This window comes from Clostridium thermobutyricum (assembly GCF_000371465.1).
In the GTDB taxonomy this organism is placed as follows: domain Bacteria; phylum Bacillota; class Clostridia; order Clostridiales; family Clostridiaceae; genus Clostridium; species Clostridium thermobutyricum.
This window is the reverse complement of record NZ_KB850956.1, coordinates 2,825,645-2,851,323: the sequence shown is the minus strand read 5'-3', so window position 1 is coordinate 2,851,323 and position 25,679 is coordinate 2,825,645. Positions and strand designations below refer to the sequence as shown.

The 25,679-nt window shown below is 26.5% G+C and carries 28 protein-coding genes; 8 read left to right on the top strand and 20 right to left on the bottom strand.

Features of this window, described 5'->3' with window-relative positions; all coding sequences use genetic code 11:
* Window positions 1–20: 20 nt before the first annotated feature.
* The 7 genes from HMPREF1092_RS13415 to HMPREF1092_RS13385 all read right to left on the bottom strand — a co-directional run bounded on the left by HMPREF1092_RS13415 (window position 21) and on the right by HMPREF1092_RS13385 (window position 8,049).
* On the bottom strand, window positions 21–1,460 hold the full coding sequence (locus HMPREF1092_RS13415; RefSeq protein ID WP_002599197.1) for an FAD-dependent oxidoreductase: 1,440 nt from the start codon (window positions 1,458–1,460) through the stop codon (window positions 21–23).
* A 154-nt stretch (window positions 1,461–1,614) separates the two neighbouring features.
* Window positions 1,615–2,529 (bottom strand): DUF2935 domain-containing protein, encoded by a 915-nt coding sequence (locus HMPREF1092_RS13410; protein ID WP_002599196.1) that lies wholly within the window; start codon window positions 2,527–2,529, stop codon window positions 1,615–1,617.
* Between the two features lie 147 nt (window positions 2,530–2,676).
* Entirely contained in the window at window positions 2,677–3,018 is a 342-nt protein-coding gene (locus HMPREF1092_RS13405) for a DUF6054 family protein (protein ID WP_002599195.1), read from the bottom strand.
* 125 nt (window positions 3,019–3,143) lie between these two features.
* The gene (locus HMPREF1092_RS13400) at window positions 3,144–3,656 is read right to left on the bottom strand and encodes a DUF3189 family protein (RefSeq protein ID WP_002599194.1); all 513 of its coding nucleotides are present in this window, start codon (window positions 3,654–3,656) and stop codon (window positions 3,144–3,146) included.
* Window positions 3,657–3,935: 279 nt separating this feature from the next.
* Window positions 3,936–5,858, bottom strand: a complete 1,923-nt coding sequence (gene bilR / locus HMPREF1092_RS13395; protein ID WP_002599193.1) for a bilirubin reductase, long form — start codon at window positions 5,856–5,858, stop codon at window positions 3,936–3,938.
* Window positions 5,859–5,875: 17 nt separating this feature from the next.
* A complete protein-coding gene (locus HMPREF1092_RS13390; protein ID WP_002599192.1) occupies window positions 5,876–6,637 on the bottom strand; it encodes an alpha/beta hydrolase in 762 nt (253 codons plus the stop codon).
* Window positions 6,638–6,663: 26 nt separating this feature from the next.
* On the bottom strand, window positions 6,664–8,049 hold the full coding sequence (locus tag HMPREF1092_RS13385; RefSeq protein ID WP_002599191.1) for an MFS transporter: 1,386 nt from the start codon (window positions 8,047–8,049) through the stop codon (window positions 6,664–6,666).
* 172 nt (window positions 8,050–8,221) lie between these two features.
* Here HMPREF1092_RS13385 and HMPREF1092_RS13380 point away from each other — a divergent pair, with 172 nt between their 5' ends.
* A complete protein-coding gene (locus HMPREF1092_RS13380) occupies window positions 8,222–9,064 on the top strand; it encodes a helix-turn-helix domain-containing protein (RefSeq protein WP_002599190.1) in 843 nt (280 codons plus the stop codon).
* 472 nt (window positions 9,065–9,536) lie between these two features.
* Here HMPREF1092_RS13380 and HMPREF1092_RS13375 read toward each other — a convergent pair whose 3' ends face one another.
* The 12 genes from HMPREF1092_RS13375 to HMPREF1092_RS13320 all read right to left on the bottom strand — a co-directional run bounded on the left by HMPREF1092_RS13375 (window position 9,537) and on the right by HMPREF1092_RS13320 (window position 18,349).
* Entirely contained in the window at window positions 9,537–10,019 is a 483-nt protein-coding gene (locus HMPREF1092_RS13375) for a hypothetical protein (protein WP_002599189.1), read from the bottom strand.
* Between the two features lie 230 nt (window positions 10,020–10,249).
* Window positions 10,250–10,480, bottom strand: a complete 231-nt coding sequence (locus HMPREF1092_RS13370) for a hypothetical protein (protein WP_002599188.1) — start codon at window positions 10,478–10,480, stop codon at window positions 10,250–10,252.
* Window positions 10,477–10,734, bottom strand: coding sequence for a hypothetical protein (locus tag HMPREF1092_RS13365; protein ID WP_002599187.1), 258 nt, complete (start codon window positions 10,732–10,734; stop codon window positions 10,477–10,479). Before HMPREF1092_RS13365 ends, HMPREF1092_RS13370 begins: the two co-directional genes overlap by 4 nt.
* A gap of 279 nt (window positions 10,735–11,013) precedes the next feature.
* The gene (locus tag HMPREF1092_RS13360) at window positions 11,014–11,286 is read right to left on the bottom strand and encodes a hypothetical protein (RefSeq protein ID WP_002599186.1); all 273 of its coding nucleotides are present in this window, start codon (window positions 11,284–11,286) and stop codon (window positions 11,014–11,016) included.
* A 134-nt stretch (window positions 11,287–11,420) separates the two neighbouring features.
* Window positions 11,421–11,603 carry a DUF960 family protein gene (locus HMPREF1092_RS17590; RefSeq protein WP_002599185.1) on the bottom strand — a complete coding sequence of 61 codons (183 nt, stop codon included), beginning with the start codon at window positions 11,601–11,603 and terminating at the stop codon, window positions 11,421–11,423.
* 368 nt (window positions 11,604–11,971) lie between these two features.
* Window positions 11,972–12,301 (bottom strand): hypothetical protein, encoded by a 330-nt coding sequence (locus tag HMPREF1092_RS13350; protein WP_002599184.1) that lies wholly within the window; start codon window positions 12,299–12,301, stop codon window positions 11,972–11,974.
* Window positions 12,302–12,528: 227 nt separating this feature from the next.
* Window positions 12,529–13,755 carry a tetracycline efflux MFS transporter TetA(P) gene (gene tetA(P), locus HMPREF1092_RS13345; RefSeq protein WP_002599183.1) on the bottom strand — a complete coding sequence of 409 codons (1,227 nt, stop codon included), beginning with the start codon at window positions 13,753–13,755 and terminating at the stop codon, window positions 12,529–12,531.
* A 750-nt stretch (window positions 13,756–14,505) separates the two neighbouring features.
* Complete coding sequence (gene rlmH, locus HMPREF1092_RS13340) at window positions 14,506–14,985, bottom strand: 23S rRNA (pseudouridine(1915)-N(3))-methyltransferase RlmH (RefSeq protein WP_002599182.1); 480 nt, start codon at window positions 14,983–14,985, stop codon at window positions 14,506–14,508.
* A gap of 11 nt (window positions 14,986–14,996) precedes the next feature.
* Complete coding sequence (locus tag HMPREF1092_RS13335) at window positions 14,997–15,638, bottom strand: lactate utilization protein (RefSeq protein WP_002599181.1); 642 nt, start codon at window positions 15,636–15,638, stop codon at window positions 14,997–14,999.
* A 115-nt stretch (window positions 15,639–15,753) separates the two neighbouring features.
* Window positions 15,754–16,251 carry an SEC-C metal-binding domain-containing protein gene (locus tag HMPREF1092_RS13330; protein ID WP_002599180.1) on the bottom strand — a complete coding sequence of 166 codons (498 nt, stop codon included), beginning with the start codon at window positions 16,249–16,251 and terminating at the stop codon, window positions 15,754–15,756.
* 18 nt (window positions 16,252–16,269) lie between these two features.
* Window positions 16,270–17,061 carry an MBL fold metallo-hydrolase gene (locus HMPREF1092_RS13325; protein WP_002599179.1) on the bottom strand — a complete coding sequence of 264 codons (792 nt, stop codon included), beginning with the start codon at window positions 17,059–17,061 and terminating at the stop codon, window positions 16,270–16,272.
* A 22-nt stretch (window positions 17,062–17,083) separates the two neighbouring features.
* Window positions 17,084–18,349, bottom strand: coding sequence for a UDP-N-acetylglucosamine 1-carboxyvinyltransferase (locus HMPREF1092_RS13320; protein ID WP_002599178.1), 1,266 nt, complete (start codon window positions 18,347–18,349; stop codon window positions 17,084–17,086).
* Window positions 18,350–18,792: 443 nt separating this feature from the next.
* On the opposite strand from HMPREF1092_RS13320, the gene HMPREF1092_RS13315 reads away from it, so the two are divergent.
* From HMPREF1092_RS13315 to HMPREF1092_RS13295, 5 genes are all read left to right on the top strand, one after another.
* Window positions 18,793–19,329 (top strand): hypothetical protein, encoded by a 537-nt coding sequence (locus HMPREF1092_RS13315; protein ID WP_002599177.1) that lies wholly within the window; start codon window positions 18,793–18,795, stop codon window positions 19,327–19,329.
* Between the two features lie 269 nt (window positions 19,330–19,598).
* On the top strand, window positions 19,599–20,063 hold the full coding sequence (locus HMPREF1092_RS13310; RefSeq protein WP_002599176.1) for a dUTP diphosphatase: 465 nt from the start codon (window positions 19,599–19,601) through the stop codon (window positions 20,061–20,063).
* 91 nt (window positions 20,064–20,154) lie between these two features.
* Window positions 20,155–20,586, top strand: a complete 432-nt coding sequence (locus HMPREF1092_RS13305) for a DMT family transporter (RefSeq protein ID WP_002599175.1) — start codon at window positions 20,155–20,157, stop codon at window positions 20,584–20,586.
* A 20-nt stretch (window positions 20,587–20,606) separates the two neighbouring features.
* Window positions 20,607–21,422: an MBL fold metallo-hydrolase gene (locus HMPREF1092_RS13300; protein WP_002599174.1), complete on the top strand. Its 816-nt coding sequence runs from the start codon at window positions 20,607–20,609 to the stop codon at window positions 21,420–21,422.
* A 74-nt stretch (window positions 21,423–21,496) separates the two neighbouring features.
* On the top strand, window positions 21,497–22,699 hold the full coding sequence (locus tag HMPREF1092_RS13295) for a S8 family serine peptidase (RefSeq protein ID WP_002599173.1): 1,203 nt from the start codon (window positions 21,497–21,499) through the stop codon (window positions 22,697–22,699).
* Between the two features lie 41 nt (window positions 22,700–22,740).
* Here HMPREF1092_RS13295 and HMPREF1092_RS16610 read toward each other — a convergent pair whose 3' ends face one another.
* Window positions 22,741–23,313, bottom strand: coding sequence for a M23 family metallopeptidase (locus tag HMPREF1092_RS16610; protein WP_002599172.1), 573 nt, complete (start codon window positions 23,311–23,313; stop codon window positions 22,741–22,743).
* Window positions 23,314–23,490: 177 nt separating this feature from the next.
* Between HMPREF1092_RS16610 and HMPREF1092_RS13285 the strand changes: the two genes are divergently transcribed.
* Both HMPREF1092_RS13285 and HMPREF1092_RS13280 read left to right on the top strand, forming a co-directional pair.
* Window positions 23,491–24,480 carry a DnaD domain protein gene (locus HMPREF1092_RS13285; protein WP_002599171.1) on the top strand — a complete coding sequence of 330 codons (990 nt, stop codon included), beginning with the start codon at window positions 23,491–23,493 and terminating at the stop codon, window positions 24,478–24,480.
* Window positions 24,480–25,481: an ATP-binding protein gene (locus tag HMPREF1092_RS13280; RefSeq protein ID WP_002599170.1), complete on the top strand. Its 1,002-nt coding sequence runs from the start codon at window positions 24,480–24,482 to the stop codon at window positions 25,479–25,481. The genes HMPREF1092_RS13285 and HMPREF1092_RS13280 overlap by 1 nt, the downstream gene beginning before the upstream one ends.
* The last annotated feature ends 198 nt before the right edge of the window (window positions 25,482–25,679 follow it).

Genomic DNA, 25,679 nt, shown 5'->3' with positions numbered 1-25,679 from the left:
CTATTTTTTTATTAAAATTTTTAATCCTCTACAATATCTTTAGTTGCAGGACTTCCTATTAATCTTCCCTTATAATCAAATCTTGATCCATGACATGGACAATCCCATGTTAATTCATCTGCATTCCAATGAAGTTGGCAACCTAAATGAGCACATTTTGTTGATACAATAAATGCTTTCCCCTCATTATTTTTATATACTCCAACTTTTTCTCCATTATATTCTACAATCCCACCATGACCATTTTCAATATGTTCTATATTACTACTTGGAATATATATATTTTGTGCAATAAAGTTTTTAGCTGTTTTGGCTATATCTTTAGCAACATTATTTATTGATAATGATAAATCAAATCTTTTTGGAGAAAATATTTCTGAAAAATCATTTTCTTCTTCTAATATCATATCAGATATTATCATTGCTGATACCATAGAACTTGTCATTCCCCATTTATTAAATCCTGTAGCAACATATATATTAGGGGTTTCATCAGAATATCTTCCTATGTAAGGTATTCCATCTATAGTCATACAATCTTGAGCTGACCAATGATACATCTCTTTTGATTTCGGATATAATTCTTTTGCAGCTTTTCTTAACTTATCATAGCTTCCGCCACTTTCATTTTCTCCTGTTCTTTGCTTTATTCCCCCTAATAGCAATAAATCTTTATAAGTCCTAAAAGAATAACCTTCTTCGTCAATATCTATATACATACCATCAATATCATTTGTATTTTTTAAAGCTAAAACATAAGATCTTTCTTGATTCATCTTCAAAAAGTAATATCCTGGTGCATTCATTATTGGATAATGTGTTGCTACAACTATATTATTTGCTGTTATATTACCTCTATTGGTAATTACTAAGTTTTCTTTAATTTCTAATGCTCTAGTATTTTCATAAATAACTAAATCCTTTGAAAGCTCTTTTAAAAATTTAAGTGGATTAAATTGTGCTTGATTATTAAATTTAACAGCTCCAGCAATTTTGAATGGAAGATTAACCTCTTCCACAAATTCTGCATCAATACCAACTTTATTTGCTGCTTCTATTTCTTCTTTAAGTATATCTGTTTCATTTAAAGAATAAATATATGCAGACTTTTCTTCAAAGTCACAATCTATTTCTCTTTCTTCAATAATTTCTTTGTACTTTTTTATAGCAAGTTCATTTGCCTTTGCATATTGTCTAGCTTTCTCTTCTCCAAATTCTGATATTAATTTATGATAAATTAAGTTATGCTGGGATGTTATCTTTGCAGTAGTATTTTTTGTATTTCCACTTGCTGTTCCAACTGCATCAATTAAAACTACACTTTTTCCTTTTTGCTTTAACATATAAGCTGTTAATATTCCTGCTATTCCAGTTCCAATAACTAAAATATCTGTTTCTATATCTTTATTTAAAACTTCTCTTTTTCTTAAATTACAATTTTCACTCCATACAGATTTCATAAAATCACCTCAAGCTTAGTATTCCATTTCTCAAATAACTTTTATTCCATATATTTATTTTGTTTTAAATTAATAATATTTAATCTTCCATATATTTTTCACAAAAAAAGATAGACTTTTTAAAGTCTATCTTTTTTAATATTATTGAATTATATTATTCCTTTTCATAAGTTTCTAATAATCTAATATAATGATTTGATTCTCTTAATACATGATCTGCAAGAAGTGGAAGTATTATAGATCTTATTTTACAATTATAAATTCCTACTGTACCTGCTTGCTTAAAGTTTTTAAGTTTAATAGTTTGATTTAAAGTCTTATCAGTAACACTATCCATTGTGGCATCTGTCTTAGCTTGAGCTTCTTTAATTAATAATTTAAATTCATGAGCAAATTCATCTGCAGTATCAATCAATTTCTCTTCAGTAGGATCAAGTAATCCTCTTATAAATTGTGAATGTTCCATCATAATCTGATCCCAAAATAACTCTGTTTTTTTAGCATCTTTAGAATCAATGTCAACTCTATTTTCAAGATCATTTACTAATGAAAGATATAATTTTGCTTCACGCAATATATGCTCAATAAGCAATGGATAGTTAAGTGTGAATATCTTGCATGATAAAACATCTTCTAATACTCTCTGCTTAAAGTCAATAAGTCCTTTAAGAAGTTTTTGTGCACCTGCATTAAGCCAACCTACATATCTAACCAAATCCTCACTAACTTTAGGATCTACCCCACTACGTAATTCTGACTCTTTCTTAGTTATATTCGTATCTAGCTTTATACCTGTAAAGTCTTGAGTCTTCATCTCAGTTCCTAATGTAAAATCAGTTATAATTTCTCCAGAATCTAAAACTTTTGGCCTTATTGTCCCATAACTAACATCTACTGCTCTTGCTAGTAATTTCTCAAACTGATTTTTATAATGCTCTGCCTCTTTAGCTAAATTAGAGTTTTTAGGCGTAAACCCTGCCTCTAAAAAGAAAGAGTGTTCCTTCATTATTCTTGAAAAAAACAAATGTAATTCAAGTGATAAAATAACATATCTCTGATTGTTTATCATAATTACTCCTAAAAAATTTTTTACTACATTCTATACATTAGGATATTTATTAGTGATAAATATCAGATAATATGAACTATTATCTTTTTATTTATGCTTTAAATTTCATAATAAAAATCATAGCAAATTATTATAAATAATTTAAATTTATTTTATTATATATTTTTTTAATATCTCTCTTGGAGCACTAGTAAATGCATCACTAGCTCCCCAATCAAATCTAAATAATCCTTGACCACCACCAGCACCTATACAATGAACATTTGTAATATCATTAATATTGTTTATACATACTGTTAAAGTAAGTCTGTTTCCTGCTCTATAGAAATGTTTTTCATAAACAATTACAACCATAGCATGAACTTCATCAACTTTTACAGTGTGATAATCTATTCTTTCTCCTGTAAAACTTCCACTCACTATTCCTTTATCTAATAACTCAACTACTTCTCTTAAGCCTAAGTTAACATTAAAATTATCCCCCGACATAACATTTATCCCCCATAAAATATTTAATATAAATTTTCTTATTTTTATTCTATTAATACTACTTAAAAATAAATCTTCTTGAATTAATATTAGTCTATTTTTGAAATTTATTCCATTTAATTATATCATTTTTTCTTAAATTCCTTATTATCTAAAATAATAATCTTTGACTTATCTTTTTTTGCTTCCTTTTTTGTATTATCCACAAGTTTTATAATATCCTTATATGATTTTTTAGCTCCTTTTACAAGCAATGGTACTCCTATAAAATCTAATTTTAGCCATCTAGAAAATAATCCCCCAAAAGTCATTGATAATGAAACTGTTGGTGATGTATTAGAAAATATAATTTTCTCATTTAATAATTTTTGCTTATGAAGCATGGAAGCCAAATTATATAATCCTGGAATTAAAACCTTTGATCTACCTCTACCTATAGAGTAGACATCATTTCCTTCTTTATCTCTACCATAATAAAAAAGCTCTCCACGATTTCCATATACTAATTTATTAAAGTTAGGTAAATTCAATATTTCATCCTTAGTCGGTTCTCTATTTTTATCTAGCATTTCTAAATGATAAGCAATTGCCAGAATAGATGAATGAGTTCCTCCGTAACAATTATATATGTATACCATTAAAATCACCTAATTTCTTATTTTAATAATCGTAGTATATGCATTAAATGTTGTAATTAACCAATATTTGAATAGTTTTCATATAAAACTCTCAATATTTTATATACTTATTCCTCCTACTCACTACATCTATTTATAAATTAATAAAATAAACATACTAGAAAGTACTAATAGAGAATTTAAAAAAACAAAATCCACTTTCCCATCAGACTTATCCTTGCTAAAAGTATTTAGCAAGTCAAAACTTAATGAAAAAGCGGATTATATTATATATTTAGTTTATATTTCATTAGCAGCATCATAAGCAGTTTTAATTGCATTTTCAATATCAGATGCTTTATCTTTACAATCACCGATTTTAACAACTTTAATATTATTTTCTAATAATTTATCAACATCAAAACTATTAGGTCTGGCACCAACTGCCATTACTACATAATCACAAGGTATTTTAATTTCATTATTATTATTTTCGCAAATTATATATTCTTTATCTATTTTATTAACTTTATGATTTGTATAAATTTCAACATTATTTGTTTTGAAATTTTCCATTAGAGTTGGAAGTATTGTATTGCTTTCACCTTTAGCTATACTATTATCCATTTCAATTATAGAAACTTTATTTCCTTCTTGAAGACATAAAAGTTCAGCTACTTCACATCCTACCATTCCTCCACCAATAACAGCAATCTTACCAAATACTTGTTGTTCTCCATTCAAGATTTTCCATGAATCACATACCATTTTTCTATTATAACCATCTATATTTGGTATAACATTACTTGCTCCTACTGCAACTAATACCACATCTGGATTTAAAGTTAATATATCTTCTTGAGTTACTTTTTTTCCAAGTCGTAATTCTACATTTTGAGAAATTACAGAATGAGTTAAAAATCTAATAGCTCTACGAATCTCATTTTTTCTAGGAGGAATACAAGCTAAATTTAATTGACCTCCTAAAGATGTATTTTCATCAAATAAAGTAACATTATGACCTTTTAAACTCGCTACACGTGCAGCCTCAAGTCCTGCTGGTCCTCCTCCTACTACTATAACTTTTTTCTTAGTTGTAGCCTCAGTGATTTTTCGAGTTCCTTCATATCCATTTTCAGCATTTAATACACAACTTAAAAATTTACGATTTTGAATATTATCTGTACATCCCTTATTACAACATATACATTCACGTATATCCTCTAATTTATTCTCTTTTACTTTATTAACCCAATCTGGATCTGCAAGTAAAATTCTACCAAGTCCAATCATATCTACTTTATCAGCTTCTAGAATACTTTCAGCCATTTTAGGATTAAATATTCTTCCAACTGTACTAACTGGAATATTTACTGATTTTTTTATTGTAGATGCAATATCAACAAAGAATCCATAAGACTGAACACCCATTGGAGGAATAGTATCTGCCATATTACCAGTATGGTTTGCTTGAGCTACATGAAGCATATCAACTCCAGCTTCTTCTAACCATTTAGCAAATATAGGTGCTTCATCTAAGCTTATTCCGCCTTTACCTCTTTTAGGTGTAACAACTGAGAATTTATAATCAATAGGCATATCAGGAACAGCTTCTTTTAATGCTTTTACAAGTTGTAGAGCAAATCTTGTTCTGTTTTCTAAAGTACCACCAAATTTATCATTTCTTTTATTTAATATAGTACTGCATAATGAACCTACTAATCTATCACCATGTATTTGAATAATATCAACTCCAGCTTTTTGAGCACGAATTGCACAATTACACATTTTATCTATAATATCTTTTAGACTTTCTTCGCTAACCTCATTAACGAAATGCTGCATATCATGATGTAGTTTTGCTCTTACAGCTTGCATATCACCACTTGCAACCATCTTATTTATCTCATCACAGTCATACTCTGGATGAAATATCTGAACAGAAACCTTAGCTCCATATTTATGAATTGAATCACATAATTTTTTGAAGCCTTGTATTTGGCTATCATCATATAATTTTGGTGTAGGAGAGAAACCATTAATTGGAGAGACATCACCTATTACTATATATGAAACCCCACCTTTTGCTAATCTCTCATAAAATTCAATACTTTGCGGAGTTATACTGCCATCTCTACCTTCATAACCAGTAGTTAATGGAGGAAACATAACTCTATTTTTTAATGTGATATTTCCTATATTGATTGATTCTAAAAGTTTCATATAAATTCCCCCTAATTTTATTTGTTTTTAATTGATTTGCAAAAATTAATAATTGCATCCTCACATTCACTTTTAGCTTTTATATTTGCAAAATTATGATCTCCACCTTCAATTTGTATATATGTTGTCTTATTATTGTTATAACAATTTAAATAAGCCTCACAAGTACGATTATCAACTAATTTATCTTCAGTCCCTCTTATAATTAGAACATCTTTGTCATAACCCATAGAACTAGAAAATGGCTCATAGTTATATAAATCATAATTAAAATCAATATTAAATTTTAAACCTTCCATATTAGCATATTGTATTGATTTATTTTTCAATTCATCTGCACGCTCTTTACAGCCATACCACATTCCAGCACCAGGACTCATCAAAATTAGAGCAATGGGTTGTATCTTTGGAGCAACACATGAAGCTACATAACCACCCATACTATGACCAGATAATATGATTCGATCAGAAGTTGTTATTTTAGAATCAATTAGCCAGTTATATATATCAATAGTATCTTCTATAAGACCAGTAAAAGTCATTTCTTCAAATTCTCCATCACTTTCACCACAACCATAAAAATCAAATCTAGCACACCCAAATCCATTAGAATCAAGAACTCTTGATAAATGAGTATGAGCATATTTATATCCTGACATACTTCCTCCAAATCCATGAAGATTTAATACTATAATAGGATTTTCTATATTATCAGGAAGAGTAATTACACCTCTTAATGTATTATTTTTACGATTTTTTATTTCTATTAATTTAATCATTATTATTCTCCTAAATTAAGTATTCTTTATATTTTTTGTTTTACTTTATAACTCTTCTCTATATTCTTTCTTTTAATTGATAACTCTTCTAACATCTCTTGAGTTTTTTTCTTACCTAAAGGATATATAAAGAATAATGCTAATATTGCTATTAAATATCCTACAGAATAAATTCCTGTATAAGATTTCCAAAGCTTTGAAACAACTTCTGCAGTTTGTGTAGAAGCATGTACATTATATCCTATAAATGCAAGCATAAAACTACTTAAACTTGAGCTTAAAGCAGCAGCAAGCTTTCTAAAGAATGAATATGTGGAATAAATTATACTTTCATTACGAGTTCCAGTTTGTAACTCTTGATAATCTATTGAGTCATTTACCATAGCCCAAATTAATATTTGGAAGCCAGAAGCCCCTATATAGCAAACTCCATTGATTACTATAAACATTATAGGGTTACTTATTGGGAAGAAGAATAAAACTCCATATACTATTACAGCAAAACCAGCTCCATACATACACCATTCTTTTTTCCCGAATTTATTAGCAACAAATTTAGTACCAACAAATGTAATTATTGAATAAACTGTACTTAGCATTCCTGACACAGCCATGATTTTTACATTACCAAAATAATCTTTAAATAAATAAGTATTTAATCCATTAACAACACTAGCTGATATCATACCAACTAAACTAGCAATTATAACTCCTAATAAAGCTTTATTTTTTGAGATATTTTTTAATACTTCAAAGTAATTAAATTTTTCCTTTTCTACATGAGGTAGCTCAACACGCTCTTTACACCAAACAGATGTAATTTGTAGACAGAAAACGCTTACACAAGCGCAAATAATAGCTAATAATAAAAAGTTTGAAGGCACAGGTACATTATCTTTATATAAAAATAGTGGACCAACAATAACTATAATAGTCATAAAAATAGTTCCGCCTAAACTTCTATATCTTGATAAATCTGTACGATGATTAGTGTCATCAGTCATAACACTTGATAATGATCCAAATGGAACGTTTACACAAGTATACATAGCTTCATATAGAACATAAGTAATTAAAATATAAGCTAACTTTAAACCATAATCTAAATTAGAAACGTTTAAAAATCCAATACACATTAATATTGCACATGGTATTGAGAATGCGCGAATCCAAGGTATAAACTTTTTACCAGCTTTTGCTTTACGAGAATCTATAATAGCTCCAATTATAGGGTCATTAATAGCATCCCAAAATTTTGTTATTAACATTATTGTTCCTACATGAATAGGATTAACCTTTAGAACTAATGTGTAAAATACTGTTAAAAACATAGCTCTAAATTGTTCGGTACAGCAACACCCTAGGTCCCCCAAAGTATAACCAATCTTATCTTTCATTGAAAAATTTCGCATAAATTCCACCCCTTGATATTGATAAAAATAAATAATAAGTCCTCTAATAAAAGCTTTAATATTTATTTGTATTTTTATTATCTCATATTGTAAAATTAAATTATACTCATAAATTGATATAATATTAACAAAAATTGATATATTTTCTAGTAAGTTATGAAAGGGGAGATTAATGATTAATAAAAAAGATTACTTCGTAAGTGAAATTAAATTTAATAATATAACAAGCAAAAAAATTAAATCAAATAAATATTATAAAATATTATTTATATTTTCAGGTGATTGTTATGTAAAATTAGATAACAAATATCAAAGATGTAGTACTGATAATATTATTTTAATAAGTCCTAATAATGATATTGATATAGAATCTGAGTCAAAGCAATCACTTATAATATATGAGCTAGCAATAACAATAGAATTACTAAATAAATTATCAGATGAAGAAGTAGATCTAGTTAGAAGTTTTAATACTGTTCCTTTTAAATGTACAGTAATAGATGCAAATACAGAAACTACTATGCTAATAAAAAATATATTAAAAAAACTTGTGCACTTAAAAGAAGAAGTCCATGAATTTGCTAATAACCTATATATTAAAAATATGTTATCAATAGTTTTAGTTCTAATACTAAGGTCATGTATATATGCAGAACCAAAACAAAAAATAAAAAAAAGTAAGCCATTTTTAATTGATGATATTTTTTCATATATTAACACTCACATTACAGAAGAAATTTCTCTTGATCATCTTGAAAAAGAATTTTATGTTAGCAAATTTCATATATCAAGAGAATTTAAAAAAACTACAGGTTTAACATTACATCGTTACATAGTAAAAACTAAATTAGATTTATGCAAAAAACTTATAGAAGAGGGAATGCCTATAAAAGATATTGCTCATATTTGTGGAATAGGAAGCTATAATAATTTATTTCGTGCTTTTAAAAAAGAATTTGGGGTTACACCAAAAGAATATTATAATGAAATAAAAAATATAAATAATAATATTTAAATATGTATACTAGTATATTTAATAACATAAATACGTTTGTTGTAGAATAATTTTTTATCCTACAATAAACAAATTTTTTGGATAAATAAAAAGAGTAGATTTAACTCTACTCTTATAAAACTTTATTAATTAATCTCCTAGAATCTTCTCTATTTTAAATTTTATATTTTAATATATTGGTCATTTATAGCTCCATTATTTTATATACTTGTTAAACTCATTTTATCATTAAGTATTCTTAGATGCTTATTTTGTTTATTTTAAAATTATATTTAAATTTATACTTTTTTGAATTTGAGATATAAGCGGTTAAATTTAACTCTCTAGTATTTCATATATTTTCTGCTCTTTTCACTTAAAAGATAGTAACCTTAAATTTACTTTTTAAGACTATACCAATTACTTGTGATATGGTTCTCCGTATCGATACTAAGTGAGGTTTGTTAACAATTCTATTTATATATTATGCAATTTACCTTTCTATTTTTATCCTGTCATAAAACACAGATAAAATACTTTCATCTAGTTTTGATTTATTTTTCCATTCATAAATTGCTTTTAAAGAAATGTTTTCAGATATTGAATCTGTATTAATATTATTAATATCTTCTACACCTATATATCCATGATTTTCCAACAATGTATTTAAAGTTATTGTTCTAAAAGCAATTATTTCTTTACTAATAACACCAAAAGCATAGCATGGGACTGCTCCTCTTCTTATAGCAGCATTATAGCATCTTACTATTTCTTTAGTAGGAATTCTAATACTGTTATTTCCATTATCAATATTTCTAAACTTTACTGAAATACCATATTGAACATTTTTTTCATTTTGATAACACATTAAATCAATACCGGTATGATCAATAATATCAGTTTGAAAATTATTTCTATTAAAGTGCATAGCAACGAAATATTCACCAAAATCTCCTGTAAGCCTATTCTCCCTCATATTTTCCTCCTTAATAAATTAAAATTCTATATTTACTAAACTTATAATTATTTAATGTTAACTTATAACTTTTTTGTGACTACTTTTACATCAAACATTCATAACTACTTTTCTTTTAAATATATATACCTCCTAAAATTATATTTATTCTGTATATATCACATTTATACTTATACCGTAACAATTCTTAATAACAATCTCAATATTCTGTTTTATCACTATAGTATTCTCTATATATCAATATCTAAACTCAATGTATTTATACCAATATTCTTTAATACAAAAGAAGAAGGAGTAGCCTTCTTTGACTCTCCTTCTTCCTTGATTAAATACTCTATTAGTTTATATTTCTTATTTTTTAGTTTTTGTATCTCTTTATCTATCTTTTCTAATCTTTCGTTTGATAGTTCTACATTATTTCTTCTAGTCTTATTTATATTATTTACAATAGCTTTTATCATCTTTTCATTCGATAGAAGTTCTGATATTTTTCCAAATACATATCATTAGCTTTATCAACTCTTATAAAATTACTATTACATACTGCTGTATCTTTATTCTTCCAGTTTCCACAACCACAATATGATATTATTGCTAGTTTATTAGTTGTTCTCATTATAACCATTCCAGATCCGAATACAAGACATTTTAATATACTCGTTAATGAACATTCATCATCATATATTCTTTTAAGTTTTCCTTCTTTAGACTCCATTATCTTTTGTACTTTATTCCATATTTGTATACTTATTATAGGCTTGTGTATTTCCTCAATTATTATTGGATTAGGATTTATATTTCTTCATATTTTTTCAAACCATTCTTGTCTTACATTATACTTTACTATTCATTAGCTTCTATTCCAATATCAGTTAGAGCTAATACTGTTCCAATTATCTTTAAGACTGCTGATAAACTCAATTAATTCACCACCTTTAGATATGCATAAATATATAAATAACTATCCATAACAGGAACTAATTTAATCACATATTTAGCAATTTTTAACTCTATGTTCATTATCATATCCTCTACCATTGCAAAAACTTACTACATTATCAAAGGTATTTATTAAATCGAATTGAACGTAATTAAGTTCTTTTTGTAACTTCTTTGACTCTATTTCTTTTTTATCATTTAACTTAATTATTAAGTCTCTAGGATTCCATTGGTTAGCAAGACCCCCATCATAAAAATCAAAACGCATTACTCCAAGTAGTTCCTTAGAACTGTACTCAAAAGTTTTCTCTTTGCTTAATCCTTTCATCTTCTTACCTCCTAATATTCTTCTGCTAACATCATGGTTGAATATTCATTATCATCTATAACGAAGACTTTTATACTTTCATCAATCTCTATGTCCTCTAAAGTTAGAACATATTTTTCTTTGTACTCCGGTACTTATTGACTATGTTCAATTACAAGTCCTTCTTCACATTTTCTAATTCTAAAAACCTGTAAATAATCTAATTCCTTACCTTCTTCATTTAACTTATCAATTATATTCCAAAGTATAAGTTGTAATCTTAAATCTAACTTTTCATTAACCCCTCTAGTTATATATCTGCTCTCTTTCTTAAACATCTTAATCCTCCTAAAAATAAATAAAGCTACCTAATTACTTTATTTTGTAATTAAATAGATACTTTAATTCTTGCTTTAACATATCTATAAACTCATCTGAAAATACCTTCTCTTTAATTGATTTTTTATTAACTCCATTAATTCTAGTTAAGTTACATCTAAACTTCTTGTAACATAGATATCATCACCTCTTACTGTATATTTATATACTGCAAATCTTATTTCTTCCCTTCTTTTTGACTTTACAAAGATTCTTTCTATGCAGTATGTGTAATCTTCATCTCTTAAACTAGCTTGTTTTAGAAGATTACAGTATCTAGTACTTTTTATTATTTCCTCTTCAACTTTTTAGCCACACTATCACCTCCTTATTCTAAAAGTATCTTAGAAAGTTCTTCATCAGCTATGACTACTACAGAAAAATCGCTAGAAAGTAAACATAGTGAAGAAGTATAATTAACTCCTTCACTACATATAATCTCATCTGTGTATTCTGGTAATATGTCTTTTAACATTCCATTTTTAAGTTCTTTAACATCACCTATATTTTCAACTACTAAAACATATCCTCCTAAATTTTTATCTATATCTCTGTTTTCTCCATAGTTTTCATTAAGTATATTCATAGCTTCAGAAATACTTTTAATTACTTCTATAGGATATCCTTTTAATTGATTTTTTAAATAAACCTTTTTCATTATAATTCTCCCTTCTAAGAAAGTAAAAAACTTTTACTTGTATACATAAATACAAGTAAAAGTTTGTTTTTCTAAGTTAATAATATATATTTAATTTATCTTTTAATATAGTAATTAACCTAATTCTAATATTGTAATTTAAAAGTGTTTTTGAAGATTTCTAAAAAAAATTTACGAACCCTCTTGTATTGTTCAATCAAATTATCTTCATTTTTAATCCCTTATATTCATGATATTTTTTTATCCATTATCATAGAAATAATATATAACACTAATACTGGTGCTACTAATAATGAAGTACATACTATACCAATACTTACTGAAATATTTGTAGCTATGATTCCTATAATCGGTCCACCTAAAATTTGACCTAAAGAATTTATTTGTCCATTTATAGAAAGCACAGTAGCTCTAGCTTTATCATCTATATGACAATTTAACCATGAACTGAATATAGGTTCATTTATAGTTCTAAAAGTATTTGTTGCTAAATAAGCTATTAACATTAAACTAAAGTTTCTTGTAATAGCAAATATCAACATAGATAATATATAAAATATATTTATACATAATAACAGCTTTCCGTTTTGTATCTTATCCTCATTCTTAAGCTTCTTTTCCATAAAATGCATTACTATAAAACTAAATATCATTCCTAAAATTCCAAAAATTCCAAACCAAGTTACTGGTTTAAAGTTTCCAAGCTTAGGAAGTATAGTATCTTGTAAAAAATGCGCATTAGAAAGTCTATCATAACCTTCACTTGATAATCCATAAAATAAAGTTACTGCAAGTAAAATCATAATTATAGATTTACTTTTTACAAATTTAAAACCAGATTTAAATGTATATCCCATCTTTTTGAATGTATTTAAATCCCCAGGAACAGATGGTTTAAAATTATTTTCTGGCATATATAACCATAAAAATAATGCAAGAATTATAAATAAAACTCCACTAACTATAATAGGAAATCTTACAGAGAAATTAGCTATTACAGTGCTTAGTACTATTCCAATAAATGCTCCTATCTGCCCTGCTTGTGCTCCCTTTATATAAATTTCATCTAAATCTTTATTCTTCTCTTCTTCCGCAATCCAAGCTTCAAGCGAGCCACTGATAAAAGTAGACCCTAATCCCCATACAATCTGTGCTACAAGTACGAAAACAAAACTAGAAATAGAACCTTCTAAAATAAATCCCACTCCTGTTAAAACTCCCCCAATAACAATAGATAGTTTACGACTATACACATCTGCAACTATGCCTGTAGGAATTTCAAATATAAAGCATGCTAATTCCAAAGTAGTTCCAACAATTATAAGCTGAAGTGGATTTAAATGAACTATTTCAATGTGATACACTATCATAACTGTAGATACTACCGAAAAACACATTGCTGTAATAGCTGAAAATAATAAATAAGTTTTATATGCTGAAAGTTTATTAACCATTAATCATCACCATCCTAGTATTTCTTAAAAAATTTGTTTGTTTTTCATAATCTTCATATTTAAATATATAAATCATCAAAATAATCTCCTTAAACAAAAAAAAGCTGTAAATGAACATAATTCACTTACAGCCTCATAATCATATAACATAAATATAAACATAAAATATAGAACTTTAATTATATAACTTATGATTAAGCTATTCAAATTAAAATCTTATACCATATCTATAAATATAGCAAAAATAGACATAAAAATACCGTGTTTAGAACACGGTTTTCCTATGCTGCAAATAAAGATGTAACATGCTCATTATAATACTGATTATTTTTAGAGTACATAAATAAACATGGTAATATCAATATTATCAATAATTGATTCTACCACAAATAAACCTTGAGTTATTCAAGATTTTTCATATACTTTTAAAAATAATCCTTATTCAGTTAATTTAATTAAAAATTACCTCTTTGCGCATATTTACAACACCTTTACATTTATATTTTTTATGCTTATATTTTAATATAATTATATTATATATAATTTTAAAAATTTTTTCAATGCTACAGATTCTGAAAAACAAATTCTAATTTTCTCAAGTAGTGAAAAATGAAGAATCTATAGAAGAATCTATAAATAAAATTAAAATACCCCACAAAAATTCAAACTTTAGATTTTTGTAAGTTTCATTGCAAAAATTAAAGCACACCTATCGTCCATTTATATATCCAATTCTATCCAAAACATCATTTATTTATGATACGGTTCATTCTTCATTATCCTAAATCCTCTATAAATCTGTTCAAGTAGCATAACTCTAAACAATTGATGTGGAAATGTCATCTTTGAAAAGCAAAGTTTATAATTGGCTCTCTTTTTAACTTCATCTGAAAGTCCAAGACTTCCTCCAATTAAAAATACTATATTAGAGTTACCCATTACTCCATTTTGCTCTATAAATTTTGAAAATTCTTCTGATGTAAGATTTTTTCCGCCCAAATCCATTGCTATTACAAAAGCATTTTCTTTTATTTTGCTTAAAATTTGTTTTCCTTCTTTTTCTTTTATAAGTTGTTCTTCTTTCTCTGAAGCATTATCTGGAGTTTTTTCATCATTTAATTCTATTATTTCCAATTTACAATATCTACTTAATCTTTTTGAATATTCATCTATTGCTTGTTTTAAATATTTTTCTTTTAGTTTTCCTACTGTAATTAGTGTTATGTTCATTATTCCTCCAATTAATATCCTAAGTTTTCATTTAAGAATAATACATGTATTCTATCTTTAAAGTTTTGTCTTTTTATTACTGAATATTCTTTACATATTCTTTCTGGACTCTTACAATCCATGCAATATCCAACTTTTGCACATGGAGTTTTTCTATCTAATCTTTTTGCATTAGCTGGTGCTGACATTAATCTATTTCTTTTTATTGCTTCATCAATATTTTTAACTATTTTATTTATTCCACATATAACTATTACTTTATCTGGTCCATAAAGCATTGCAGCTATTCTATTTCCATTTCCATCTACATTATATAATTCACCATCTTCTGTTATTGCATTAGTACTTGTAAAGAACGCATCTGCTGAAAATGTATCTCTATATATTTGCTTTATATCTTCTGGTGTAAGTCCTGGTTTTGCTCTATCTAAAAATTCATATCTTCCACTTCTTAAGTGTTCCATTATCCCTGCTTCTGCAAGTGTCATTGATCCTCCACAAGAAACAACAGAACCTTCATTAACTAACTCTTCTATTTTTTTAATTAAAGCTTCTCTTGACTCTATTAAACAACCATTCATATTATTATTTTCTAAAGCTTTTATTGTTCTTTCTATTTTCTTTTCATTTATCCAATTAACATTTTTGTCCATACATAATACCTCCTAAGTACTATTTTATTTAAACTTCTTTATATAGGAAATTTTTCCATGATTATATAGTAAAAAAGCCCATAATCATATTATGAGCTTTCCTTATATTAAAGTATTATTTTCCGCAACACTTTTTATATTTCTTTCCACTTCCACATGGACATGGATCATTTCTTCCGATTTTTTCTTCATTAACTACTGTTCCTGCTTTTCTATATTCAGTTGTTATCTCTTTTCTTTTTTCTACTGAGAATATAGAATCCCATTGTTTTAAAGTGTATAGATAATCAGCTTTAGCATCTAACATATTGTAGTATAATTTTTCAAAATCCATATCAAGTACTAATTCAGTATTAACATCAACTGTTTCTAAGTCATATGAATTTTTTAAACTATCATTTATACCATCAACAAATCCCATAATGAATTCATTTGTTGTATTATATTCTTTTGATAATTCTGCAATTGTAGTCTTTTTAACTTCTGTGTGTTTTCCTAATAAATCTTTGTATATAGCTTTTTCAATTGCACCATATTCTTGCCAGAAAGCTGCTTCTCCTTTAGTTTTTACATATTCAACTACCATGTCAGTCCAATCTGTGTATAAACTCATTTTAGTACCCTCACTTTTTTATAAATTTATTAATTTACTAGGTTCATGTCTATTGGCCATATATAATTTAACGTCCTCACCTAGCTTTATGCCTTGTTCTTGTAAAGTTGTAATAACTGTTTGATAAGCTAAATCTGGATGATTATTTGTTCCACTTAAATGACCTAAGAACACTTCTTTTCCTAATCCATACTTTATAAGTTGAACTAATGCTTCTCCACAATCTTCATTTGATAAATGCCCTATTTCACTAAGTATTCTTCTTTTTAGATTATATGGATATGGTCCAAATTTAAGCATATTAACATCATGATTACTCTCTAATAATATAATGTCTGAATCTTTTATATTATCTTTTATTTCTTCTGTAAAAGTTCCGAAATCTGTAGCTATACTTGCACATTTATCTCCACTTTTTATAGTGTATCCAACAGGTGCTATAGCATCATGAGGGATATTAAAAGATTTAACTTCTAAATCCCCTATTGTTACAGTACTTCTCTTATCCATAATTTTTATATTATGTTCTTTTATTTTTCCTAACGATTTTTCCATAGCTTCCCATGTTTTGTCATTAGCATATATAGGAATATCATACTTTCTTGAGACAATTCCTGCTCCTTTTATATGATCAGAATGCTCATGAGTTATAAATATCCCTTTTAACTCTTTAGGATTTTGACCTATTTTTTTTAATGCTTCGTCTATCTTTTTTCCTGGCATTCCAGCATCTATTATTATTTGGTTATTTTCATTACCTATAAAAATACTATTCCCACTACTTCCACTATAAAGTGAGCAAAATCTCATTTTCTTATCCCCCTGTTGTTTATTATTCTTCAACAGTTATTCTTTCGATTTTTGCACCTAAGCTTCTAAATTTATTTTCAATGTGAGGATATCCTCTATCTATATGTTCAATGCTTGTTATTTCTGTTTTTCCTGAAGCAATTAATCCAGCTATAACCATAGCAGCTCCTGCTCTTAAGTCAGTAGCTTTAACAACTGCCCCACTTAATGAATTAACTCCATCAATTATAGCAACTCTACCTTCAACTTTGATATTTGCTCCCATCTTTTTAAGCTCATCAATATGCTTATGTCTGCTTTCCCAGATTGATTCAGTTATTATACTTCTTCCTGGTACAACAGATAATAAAGTTGACATTGGTTGTTGAACATCTGTTGGGAATCCTGGATATGGCATAGTTTTTATGTTAACTCCTTTTAAGTCACCAACATATCTAACTCTTACACTATCGTCTCCCTCTATTATTTCAACTCCCATTTCTAAAAGTTTTGCTGATATTGATTCTAAATGTTTTGGTATAACATTTTTAATTGTTATATCTCCTCTTGTTGCTGCAGCAGCTATCATAAATGTTCCAGCTTCAATTTGATCTGGAATAACGCTATATGCACAACCAGTAAGCTTTTTAACTCCTGTAATTCTTATAACATCAGTTCCTGCACCTTTAATATTTGCTCCCATTGAGTTAAGGAAGTTTGCAACATCAACTACGTGAGGTTCTTTTGCTACATTTTCTAATGTTGTAACACCTTCTGCTAAAGTAGCAGCTATCATAACATTTATTGTTGCTCCAACTGAAACAACATCAAAGAATATGTTAGCTCCTTTTAATTGTTTAGCTTTTACGTGAACAGCTCCATGTTCTATTACAACATCTGCTCCTAATGCTTCAAAACCTTTTATATGTTGGTCTATAGGTCTAACTCCTATAGGACATCCTCCAGGTAATTCAACCTTAGCTTCTTTAAATCTTGCTAAAAGCGCTCCTATAAAATAATAAGAAGCTCTCATTCTTCTAACATCTTCAGTACAAGCATTAACTGTATTAACACTTGTGCTATCTATTTCTAATGTATTATTATCAATTTTTTTTACTTCGCATCCTAAACTTGAAAGAATTCTATCAAGGCAATGTACATCTTCTATATCAGGCACATTATCTATAAGACATTTACCTGAACTAGCAGCTACAACAGCTGGTAAAATTGCAACAGCAGCATTTTTTGCTCCGTTTATTTCAACAGCCCCTTCTAATTTTCTTCCTCCATGTATAACTAATCTTTCCATCCAATTCACCCTTATTAATAAGATTATATATATGATTAATTTCCCAAATCTCGTTTATTTTTTTCATCTAATTATTTTTTAAATCATCAAATAAAATAGGATATTTACACATTATAATCCTATCATAATTATTTAATGTACGTTTATCATTATATCATAAACTTTTGTTAATGAAATATTTTTTTTTATATTATTAAAAATGAGATTAATTATTTACATATATTATCGATTTTATAAAAAAATTGAGGCTTTTACCTAGTAATTTAGCAATTTAATATTTCAATTTTGTAAACTTAGTGAACTTTGGTACTTTAAAAGTTCACTATTTTTCCTTTTATTTCCATGTAGTGTTACCCCCTATTCTTTTATTCTAAGTATTATGTTATAATTTATAGAAAAGTTTGGATTAAAAATTTAAAGAATTAGATTAAGAGAGGTTGAATATGAAATATTATATCGTTGCATTATTAGATGAAGCTTCTAACGAAGCAATACTAGATACTCAAAAATTAATGTCAAAGAAATTTAGAGCTAATAAAAATATTCCTAATCCTTATATTGCATTAGAAATATTAGATAATCCTAACATTGAAAAATTAACTGAAGTAGTATCTAAAGTTCTATCACCTTATAAAAAATTTAAGGTTGAGTTAACAAACACTCTTTTTGTTTCAGAAGAATGCAAAACATTAAACTTAAAATTAGATAATAGAGGTTATATAAAGAAAATTTTATATTCTCTAAATGATATGCTTAAATTACATGGTTTTAATGTAAAAGACCCTGATGCAACTGTTCTTTCATTAACTCTAGCTAATTTTAATTATTATCCAAGAGATATAAAGAAAAAATTATCTGAAAATCAAACTCTTCTTAACACTGAAGAAAAAACTCTTAAAGTTACAGGTTTTCAAATTTGGAAAATGCCTCACAATAAACATGAAATTAAATTAAAAGATTTCGAATTAAAAGTCTTCTAATTAAAAATATATATAATTTATAGCTATCTAAAATCAGATTTTAATTACATATCTACTTTAGATAGCTTTTTTATTTCAATATTTTATTTAAAATTGATAATTTCTTTTACTATTAACACATATTATTGCTTATTAAGAATTAGATTTTCTTAAATTTTGTGAAAATTTCAAAATTTTTTTCATGTATTCGTTTTCCCAGCTTTCCTTATATCAAAACTTTTTGTAAAATATATTAAGATGATTGTCTGTAAAGCCAGGAGGGGTTTTTTATGTTAATATGTGATTTATTTAATATCCAAAGAAATATAGATTCAAATATTTCAATTAATGAAAATCTAAACAATTATAAAATAACAGCAAGAAAAAACTTAGAACTTCATATAAAAATAAGTGATCTTGCAAATGAAACTAAATGTTACACTTATACAAATGATAGTGATTTAGAGATTGATGAAGATATAGTTTTAAGAAAATATATATCTTGTTTTCAACAAATACTTTCTATTGGTATCGACAATAAATATGATCAAGTTTTAGAAAAAATAGACGTAGCCCCTAGTGACTATTGCTTAAGTGATCAATTTCTTAACTTATACATAGATATAAATGATTTAATAATATCTAAATCAGAAGATCACTTTGAAACTCTTTGTGAAGACTTTTTAAGCATCGGATTACAACTAGGATTTGAAGAAAATAAAATAATAAATGCCTTTAAAGAATACGCAGCATAAATACTAATAATTGCTATAAGTTAAACTTATAGCTTTTTTTTTACATTTTTTATTATCATCTTGTAAATACTATTTTGGAGGTGATAAAAAAATGATTGGTGTTATAATTGCAATAATTTCTGGATGCTCTATGGCTCTCCAAGGTGTTTTTAACACTAGATTAGGTGATAAAATAGGTGTTTGGGAAACAAACTGTATAGTTCAATTAACTGGACTAATATTGACATTAATAGTAACTATATTTTTAGGAAAAGGAAGCTTCAAAGCTTTAGGTACTGCAAATAAAATTTATTTATTAGGTGGTGCCTTAGGAGTTGTAATAGTTTTTACTGTTATGCAAAGTATAGGTACATTAGGAACTACTTACGCAACTTCTATAATATTAGTATCACAATTACTTCTTGCATCTTTAATAGATGCTTTTGGTTGGTTTGATGCTAAAAAGATTAATTTTACCTTAAAAGAATTCATTGGAGTTGCAATAATCATAGTAGGTATTATAGTATTTAAATGGAAGCATTAATCTATTTAAGGAGACTATAAATGAATTTTTTTAAAAACATACACTTTTTATCAAAGTTAACATATAACAACATAAAAGAATACTTTAATGAAAGAGAAGTCGTAAAAAATGATGAGATATTAACAGATTCTATTCATTGGTACGGACATGCAACAACTATTATAAACATATCAGATAAACTAATACTTACAGATCCAGTATTATCAAATAGACTTGGATTTTTTAAAAGAGTTGTCCATAAACCTCTTGAACTTAAAGACTTAAAATTTGATTATATTTTACTTTCCCATGGACATATGGATCATATGCACTTTCCATCTTTAAAAAAATTAAATAAAGATGCTATTGTCATAGTTCCTAGAGGATATAAAAAAATCCTTAACTTCCTTGGATTTAAAAATGTTATTTTACTAAGACCAGGTCAAACATATGAAGATGATTTTATAAAAGTTACTTCAATTCAAGCTAAGCATGATGGTAGAAGATTTTATGTTGGTATTGATATAGAAAGTAATTCATACTTAGTAGAAGCTAGTGATAAAAAGGTTTTTGTTGCAGGAGATACTGCAATGACTAATAGATTCAACAATATAGAATGTGATGTTGCTATAATGCCTGTAGGATGTTATAAGCCTGAAAGGTTTAGTTATATGCACTGTTCTCCTCAAGAAGCATATAAAATGTTTAAGAATATGAATGCAAAATATATGCTGCCTGTTCATTATAAAACATTTAAAATATCTCTAGAGAATTTTGATGAAACATATAATACTTTAAAAAATTTTAATGATAATAACGTAAAAATTCTTGATATAGGAGAAACATTAAAATTTTAATACAAATTAATATTAACACTTATTACTCCTCATTAATAAAATGTTAGTGTAACAATTAATGTAGGAGTATTTTTATGTTTAATTTTAAAAACAAGCTTGACTACAATTTACAATTATCATTAAACAGCAATGTTTATAAAAAGTATCGTGTCTTTGTAAAATGTAAAAACTTATTTTCATCTGTGTTAAAAAAAATATCATCTATGAATGATGCTTTAATATATCCAATAAAACCATGCAATTTAATCTCTTGTAACTTAAGTAAGAGAGAAATTATAGCAATTTCTGAATATCCAGAAGTTGAATCTATATATTTTGATGAGTACTTATTTTTATGTGGTATGAGTGTATCTAACGCTAATAACTATCATAAGCTTACTTCCAAGTTAAAATTTTCTGGCAAAGGTGTAACTATTGGTATTGTAGATAGTGGTGTTTATCCTCATATAGATTTAACTAGACCTAATAATAAGATAGAACATTTTGAAGACGTAATATCACATAAAAAATTTCCTTATGATGACAATGGACACGGTACAGCTTTAGCAGGGATAATTTGTGGAAGCGGAGTTTCATCTAATAATATGTGCACTGGAATTGCTCCTCAAAGTAGTATAGTTTGTTATAAAGCTTTTGATGCTTTAGGAAAAGGTTATGCCTCTGATATACTTTTTTCTATATGTCAATTAGTTGATAAGTCGGATGAATTTAATATAAAAGTTCTGTGTTTACCATTTGAAATGCTTTCTAATAATCATAGAATTTTTAATTCTTTCAATAATATTTTTGATTATGCTTTATCTAAAAATATTATTCCTGTAGTTCCAAGTGGAAGTATAAATAATTCTGAATTTGGAATGATGGGAATAGCTTTATTAAAAAATTGTATAACTGTTGCAGGTATGTCAACTGTTAAAGAATCAAAACCATATACGTATTCTTCTAAATCACTCTATTCTAAACTAAAGAAGCCCAACTTTGCTTGTGCATGTGATCAAATATCAACATTAAATAGTGATATATCATATATTTCAGAAAAAAATGGTGTTAAAGTTTATCCTAGAAATATTGATGCCAAATATAAATCCTATTCAGGAACATCATTATCTGTAGCATTTGTTTGTGCTATATGTGCAATACTTTTTGAATATGATTCTACTTTAAAATTAGATGATATAATTTCTTTAATTAATTTATCTTGTTCAAACTTTAAAGAATATGATAAAAATTTAGTTGGTAGCGGAATAATAAATTTAAATAGACTTTTAGAAAAATAAAAATTTAAGACCAAAAGATAAATATCTTTTGGTCTCTATTGTTATTCTCCTATATAATTTTGAGGATTAATAGGCTTATCATTTATTCGCATTTCAAAATGTAAGTGTGGCCCTGTGCTTCTTCCTGTATTACCTACAGTTGCTATCTTACTTCCACCTTCAACTTTATCTCCAACATTTACGTTAAATCCATTTAAGTGAGCATATCTGCTTTCTAATCCATTTCCATGATCTATTATTATTATATTTCCATAACCATCTTTTTCATAGAATTTTGATTTAACTGTCCCATCTAAGCATGATAATACATCATCTCCAAGACTTTTTCCTATATCAATCCCCTTATGAAATTTTCCCCATCTTTCTCCAAAGCTAGATGTAACTACTCCTCCACAAGTTGGATGAAAAAACATAAGTGGTTTTCCGTTAACAGTTTTAACTTTTCCTTGTGATTTATTAGCGCTCTCAACATTTGTTTTTCTATCATAATTATTTAGAGCATTTACTGCAATACTCTCATTCATAAAAGAATTTAAGTACGCTAAACTTCCTATTAAAATTGCAGTTATTATAGCAAATTTAATAATATTGTTTTTAAAATTTCTCGAGTACATTTAATTAAATCTCCTTTTTTAAAATTTTATCGACTTTTTTAAATTAACCAATTTATTTTCAATTTATACCTCCTTATTTTTCCTTTAAGTTGTTATAGTTTAATGTCTTTGTTATAATTAGCTTAAATATTAGGAATACTAGTAATCTAGAATACGCAATTTTGTGAGGTAAAACTAATGAGTACTTTTGTATTAAAAAATAAAGCTTTAAATTATACTCCTGTAAGCAATGTGTTTATAGAACAGTATATGCCAAAAGCTAGAGGAGAATTTGTAAAAGTTTATCTTCTACTTCTAAAACAAAATATGAATGGTGAACCTGGAATAGGTTCAGAAATAATGGCAAGAATGCTAAATCTATTAGAATCAGATATAATGAATGCCTTACACTACTGGAATGAAGAAGGATTAATAAAATTATCCCCATTAGATAGATTAGGAAACTTTAGTATAGAATTTTTACCACTTGATTCAGAAAAAGCTATTGAATCAGAAGAAGACGAAAGTATCTTAAATTCTTTAACTGAACCAGATATAACATCAATGCTAAAAGATGTTGAAAAAATCCTTTCAAGAACTTTGAATTATAAAGAAATGCAAATATGTATTGAATGGAATAAGAAATTCTTATTTACTACTGAATTAATAACACTTTTAGTAGAATATTGTGCTTCAAAAGGTAAATCACACTTTAGATATATGGATACAGTTGCTTCTGCTTGGAATGAAAAGAATGTAAGAACAGTAAGTCAAGCACAAACTCTTATAGCTAAGGAAGAAGATAAGTGGAAGAAAATAAAAGAAATTTTAAAATATCTTGGTATAAAAAATACAGATTTAATGAAACCTCAAGAAGATATGCTAGAAAAATGGTTGTTTATATATAACTTTAAACTGGAAATAATTCAAAAAGCTTGCGATAGATGTTTCCAAAGATTAAATAGAGCTGATTTTAAGTATATAGATAGTATTCTTACTGACTGGAATAAAAATAACATAAGAACTGTTACTGATATAGAACTTAAAGATATAAACTTTAAAAAAGCTCAAGGAAATAAAACATTTTACAAAAATCAAAATCAATCAAATCAAAAAATCAAAAACTTTAGAGAGAAAAATTATGATTATGATGCTCTTGAGCGTGAATTATTAGGGTGGGATGATTAATGATTAGTGGATATCAATCCGAAATATTAAAAGAATACGAAGAAATAAGATCAATAGAAAATAAAAATTTAAAGGAAAGAATTAAAGAAATAAAAGATAAGCATCCTGAAATAATGGAGATAGATGATGAGATAAAAAAGCTTTCTGTTAAACTTCCTTTATTAATTTTAAAATCTACTACAACTGAAGAAGATGTTGAAAAACTTAGAGATAAAATTTTTGATTTAAGAGCTAAAAAACTAGAGGCTTTAGTATCTAAAGGATATTCTCCTGAATATTTAACTATTCATTATAGATGTAAGAAATGTAGTGATACTGGATACATAGGAACAAAACGCTGTGAATGCTTTAAAGATAAACTTATAAAACTTCATTATAAAGATTCTAATTTACAAAGCATATTATCAAAATATAATTTTAATGATTTTGATTTAAGTTTATTTCCAAATAAAACAGATCCAAGTTATCCAACTCAAAAATTTACGCCATTTGAAAATATGCAAAGAATCTATGATTTTATAGTTTCTCAGTATATTCCTAACTTCAATAGAACTGACGTAAATTTATTATTTTCTGGAGCTGCTGGTACAGGAAAAACATTTCTATCCTATTGTATAGCAAAAGAATTATTAGATAGAGGATATTTAGTAGTTTATAAAACAGCCGATGAACTTATAAGAATTTTAGCAGATATAAGATTTAATAAGAATCAAAATCTAGATGATTTAATTACTAATTGTGATTTACTTATAATAGATGATTTAGGTTCTGAACAAATCACAGAATTCTCAAAAACTGAATTCTTTAATTTGCTTAATAAAAAACTTCTTTTAGGAAAAAAAATGCTTATATCTACAAATCTAGTTGCAGATGATTTAGATGATCGTTATGATAGGCGTACATCTTCAAGATTAATAGGTAATTTTAAATTTATGAGATTTTACACTTATGATTTAAGAATAGAGAAAAAACGTAGATTAAATATGAGAAATAGAAAATAGGAATAAAATATAAAACTAAAATTAGATTAAAATATAAAATTAAGCTATATAAATTTCAGTATTTATATAGCTTTTATTTTTTCAAATTATAATTATATATTTATTAAATATATAAAATATTATTACTATTTTACTTTTTTCACTTTAATTATATATGTAAATAAATCTTATATTTTATATAAAAAAAGAAGTAAGATT

What these genes read in the sequence shown, in the direction of transcription:
- HMPREF1092_RS13415 (WP_002599197.1), bottom strand. Translation starts at nt 1,460, where the DNA reads ATGAAATCTGTATGGAGTGAAAATTGTAATTTAAGAAAAAGAGAAGTT.
- HMPREF1092_RS13410 (WP_002599196.1), bottom strand. Translation starts at nt 2,529, where the DNA reads ATGATAAACAATCAGAGATATGTTATTTTATCACTTGAATTACATTTG.
- HMPREF1092_RS13405 (WP_002599195.1), bottom strand. Translation starts at nt 3,018, where the DNA reads ATGTCGGGGGATAATTTTAATGTTAACTTAGGCTTAAGAGAAGTAGTT.
- HMPREF1092_RS13400 (WP_002599194.1), bottom strand. Translation starts at nt 3,656, where the DNA reads ATGGTATACATATATAATTGTTACGGAGGAACTCATTCATCTATTCTG.
- bilR (WP_002599193.1), bottom strand. Translation starts at nt 5,858, where the DNA reads ATGAAACTTTTAGAATCAATCAATATAGGAAATATCACATTAAAAAAT.
- HMPREF1092_RS13390 (WP_002599192.1), bottom strand. Translation starts at nt 6,637, where the DNA reads ATGATTAAATTAATAGAAATAAAAAATCGTAAAAATAATACATTAAGA.
- HMPREF1092_RS13385 (WP_002599191.1), bottom strand. Translation starts at nt 8,049, where the DNA reads ATGCGAAATTTTTCAATGAAAGATAAGATTGGTTATACTTTGGGGGAC.
- HMPREF1092_RS13380 (WP_002599190.1), top strand. Translation starts at nt 8,222, where the DNA reads ATGATTAATAAAAAAGATTACTTCGTAAGTGAAATTAAATTTAATAAT.
- HMPREF1092_RS13375 (WP_002599189.1), bottom strand. Translation starts at nt 10,019, where the DNA reads ATGAGGGAGAATAGGCTTACAGGAGATTTTGGTGAATATTTCGTTGCT.
- HMPREF1092_RS13370 (WP_002599188.1), bottom strand. Translation starts at nt 10,480, where the DNA reads ATGATAAAAGCTATTGTAAATAATATAAATAAGACTAGAAGAAATAAT.
- HMPREF1092_RS13365 (WP_002599187.1), bottom strand. Translation starts at nt 10,734, where the DNA reads ATGGAGTCTAAAGAAGGAAAACTTAAAAGAATATATGATGATGAATGT.
- HMPREF1092_RS13360 (WP_002599186.1), bottom strand. Translation starts at nt 11,286, where the DNA reads ATGAAAGGATTAAGCAAAGAGAAAACTTTTGAGTACAGTTCTAAGGAA.
- HMPREF1092_RS17590 (WP_002599185.1), bottom strand. Translation starts at nt 11,603, where the DNA reads ATGTTTAAGAAAGAGAGCAGATATATAACTAGAGGGGTTAATGAAAAG.
- HMPREF1092_RS13350 (WP_002599184.1), bottom strand. Translation starts at nt 12,301, where the DNA reads ATGAAAAAGGTTTATTTAAAAAATCAATTAAAAGGATATCCTATAGAA.
- rlmH (WP_002599182.1), bottom strand. Translation starts at nt 14,985, where the DNA reads ATGAACATAACACTAATTACAGTAGGAAAACTAAAAGAAAAATATTTA.
- HMPREF1092_RS13335 (WP_002599181.1), bottom strand. Translation starts at nt 15,638, where the DNA reads ATGGACAAAAATGTTAATTGGATAAATGAAAAGAAAATAGAAAGAACA.
- HMPREF1092_RS13330 (WP_002599180.1), bottom strand. Translation starts at nt 16,251, where the DNA reads ATGAGTTTATACACAGATTGGACTGACATGGTAGTTGAATATGTAAAA.
- HMPREF1092_RS13325 (WP_002599179.1), bottom strand. Translation starts at nt 17,061, where the DNA reads ATGAGATTTTGCTCACTTTATAGTGGAAGTAGTGGGAATAGTATTTTT.
- HMPREF1092_RS13320 (WP_002599178.1), bottom strand. Translation starts at nt 18,349, where the DNA reads ATGGAAAGATTAGTTATACATGGAGGAAGAAAATTAGAAGGGGCTGTT.
- HMPREF1092_RS13315 (WP_002599177.1), top strand. Translation starts at nt 18,793, where the DNA reads ATGAAATATTATATCGTTGCATTATTAGATGAAGCTTCTAACGAAGCA.
- HMPREF1092_RS13310 (WP_002599176.1), top strand. Translation starts at nt 19,599, where the DNA reads ATGTTAATATGTGATTTATTTAATATCCAAAGAAATATAGATTCAAAT.
- HMPREF1092_RS13305 (WP_002599175.1), top strand. Translation starts at nt 20,155, where the DNA reads ATGATTGGTGTTATAATTGCAATAATTTCTGGATGCTCTATGGCTCTC.
- HMPREF1092_RS13300 (WP_002599174.1), top strand. Translation starts at nt 20,607, where the DNA reads ATGAATTTTTTTAAAAACATACACTTTTTATCAAAGTTAACATATAAC.
- HMPREF1092_RS13295 (WP_002599173.1), top strand. Translation starts at nt 21,497, where the DNA reads ATGTTTAATTTTAAAAACAAGCTTGACTACAATTTACAATTATCATTA.
- HMPREF1092_RS16610 (WP_002599172.1), bottom strand. Translation starts at nt 23,313, where the DNA reads ATGTACTCGAGAAATTTTAAAAACAATATTATTAAATTTGCTATAATA.
- HMPREF1092_RS13285 (WP_002599171.1), top strand. Translation starts at nt 23,491, where the DNA reads ATGAGTACTTTTGTATTAAAAAATAAAGCTTTAAATTATACTCCTGTA.
- HMPREF1092_RS13280 (WP_002599170.1), top strand. Translation starts at nt 24,480, where the DNA reads ATGATTAGTGGATATCAATCCGAAATATTAAAAGAATACGAAGAAATA.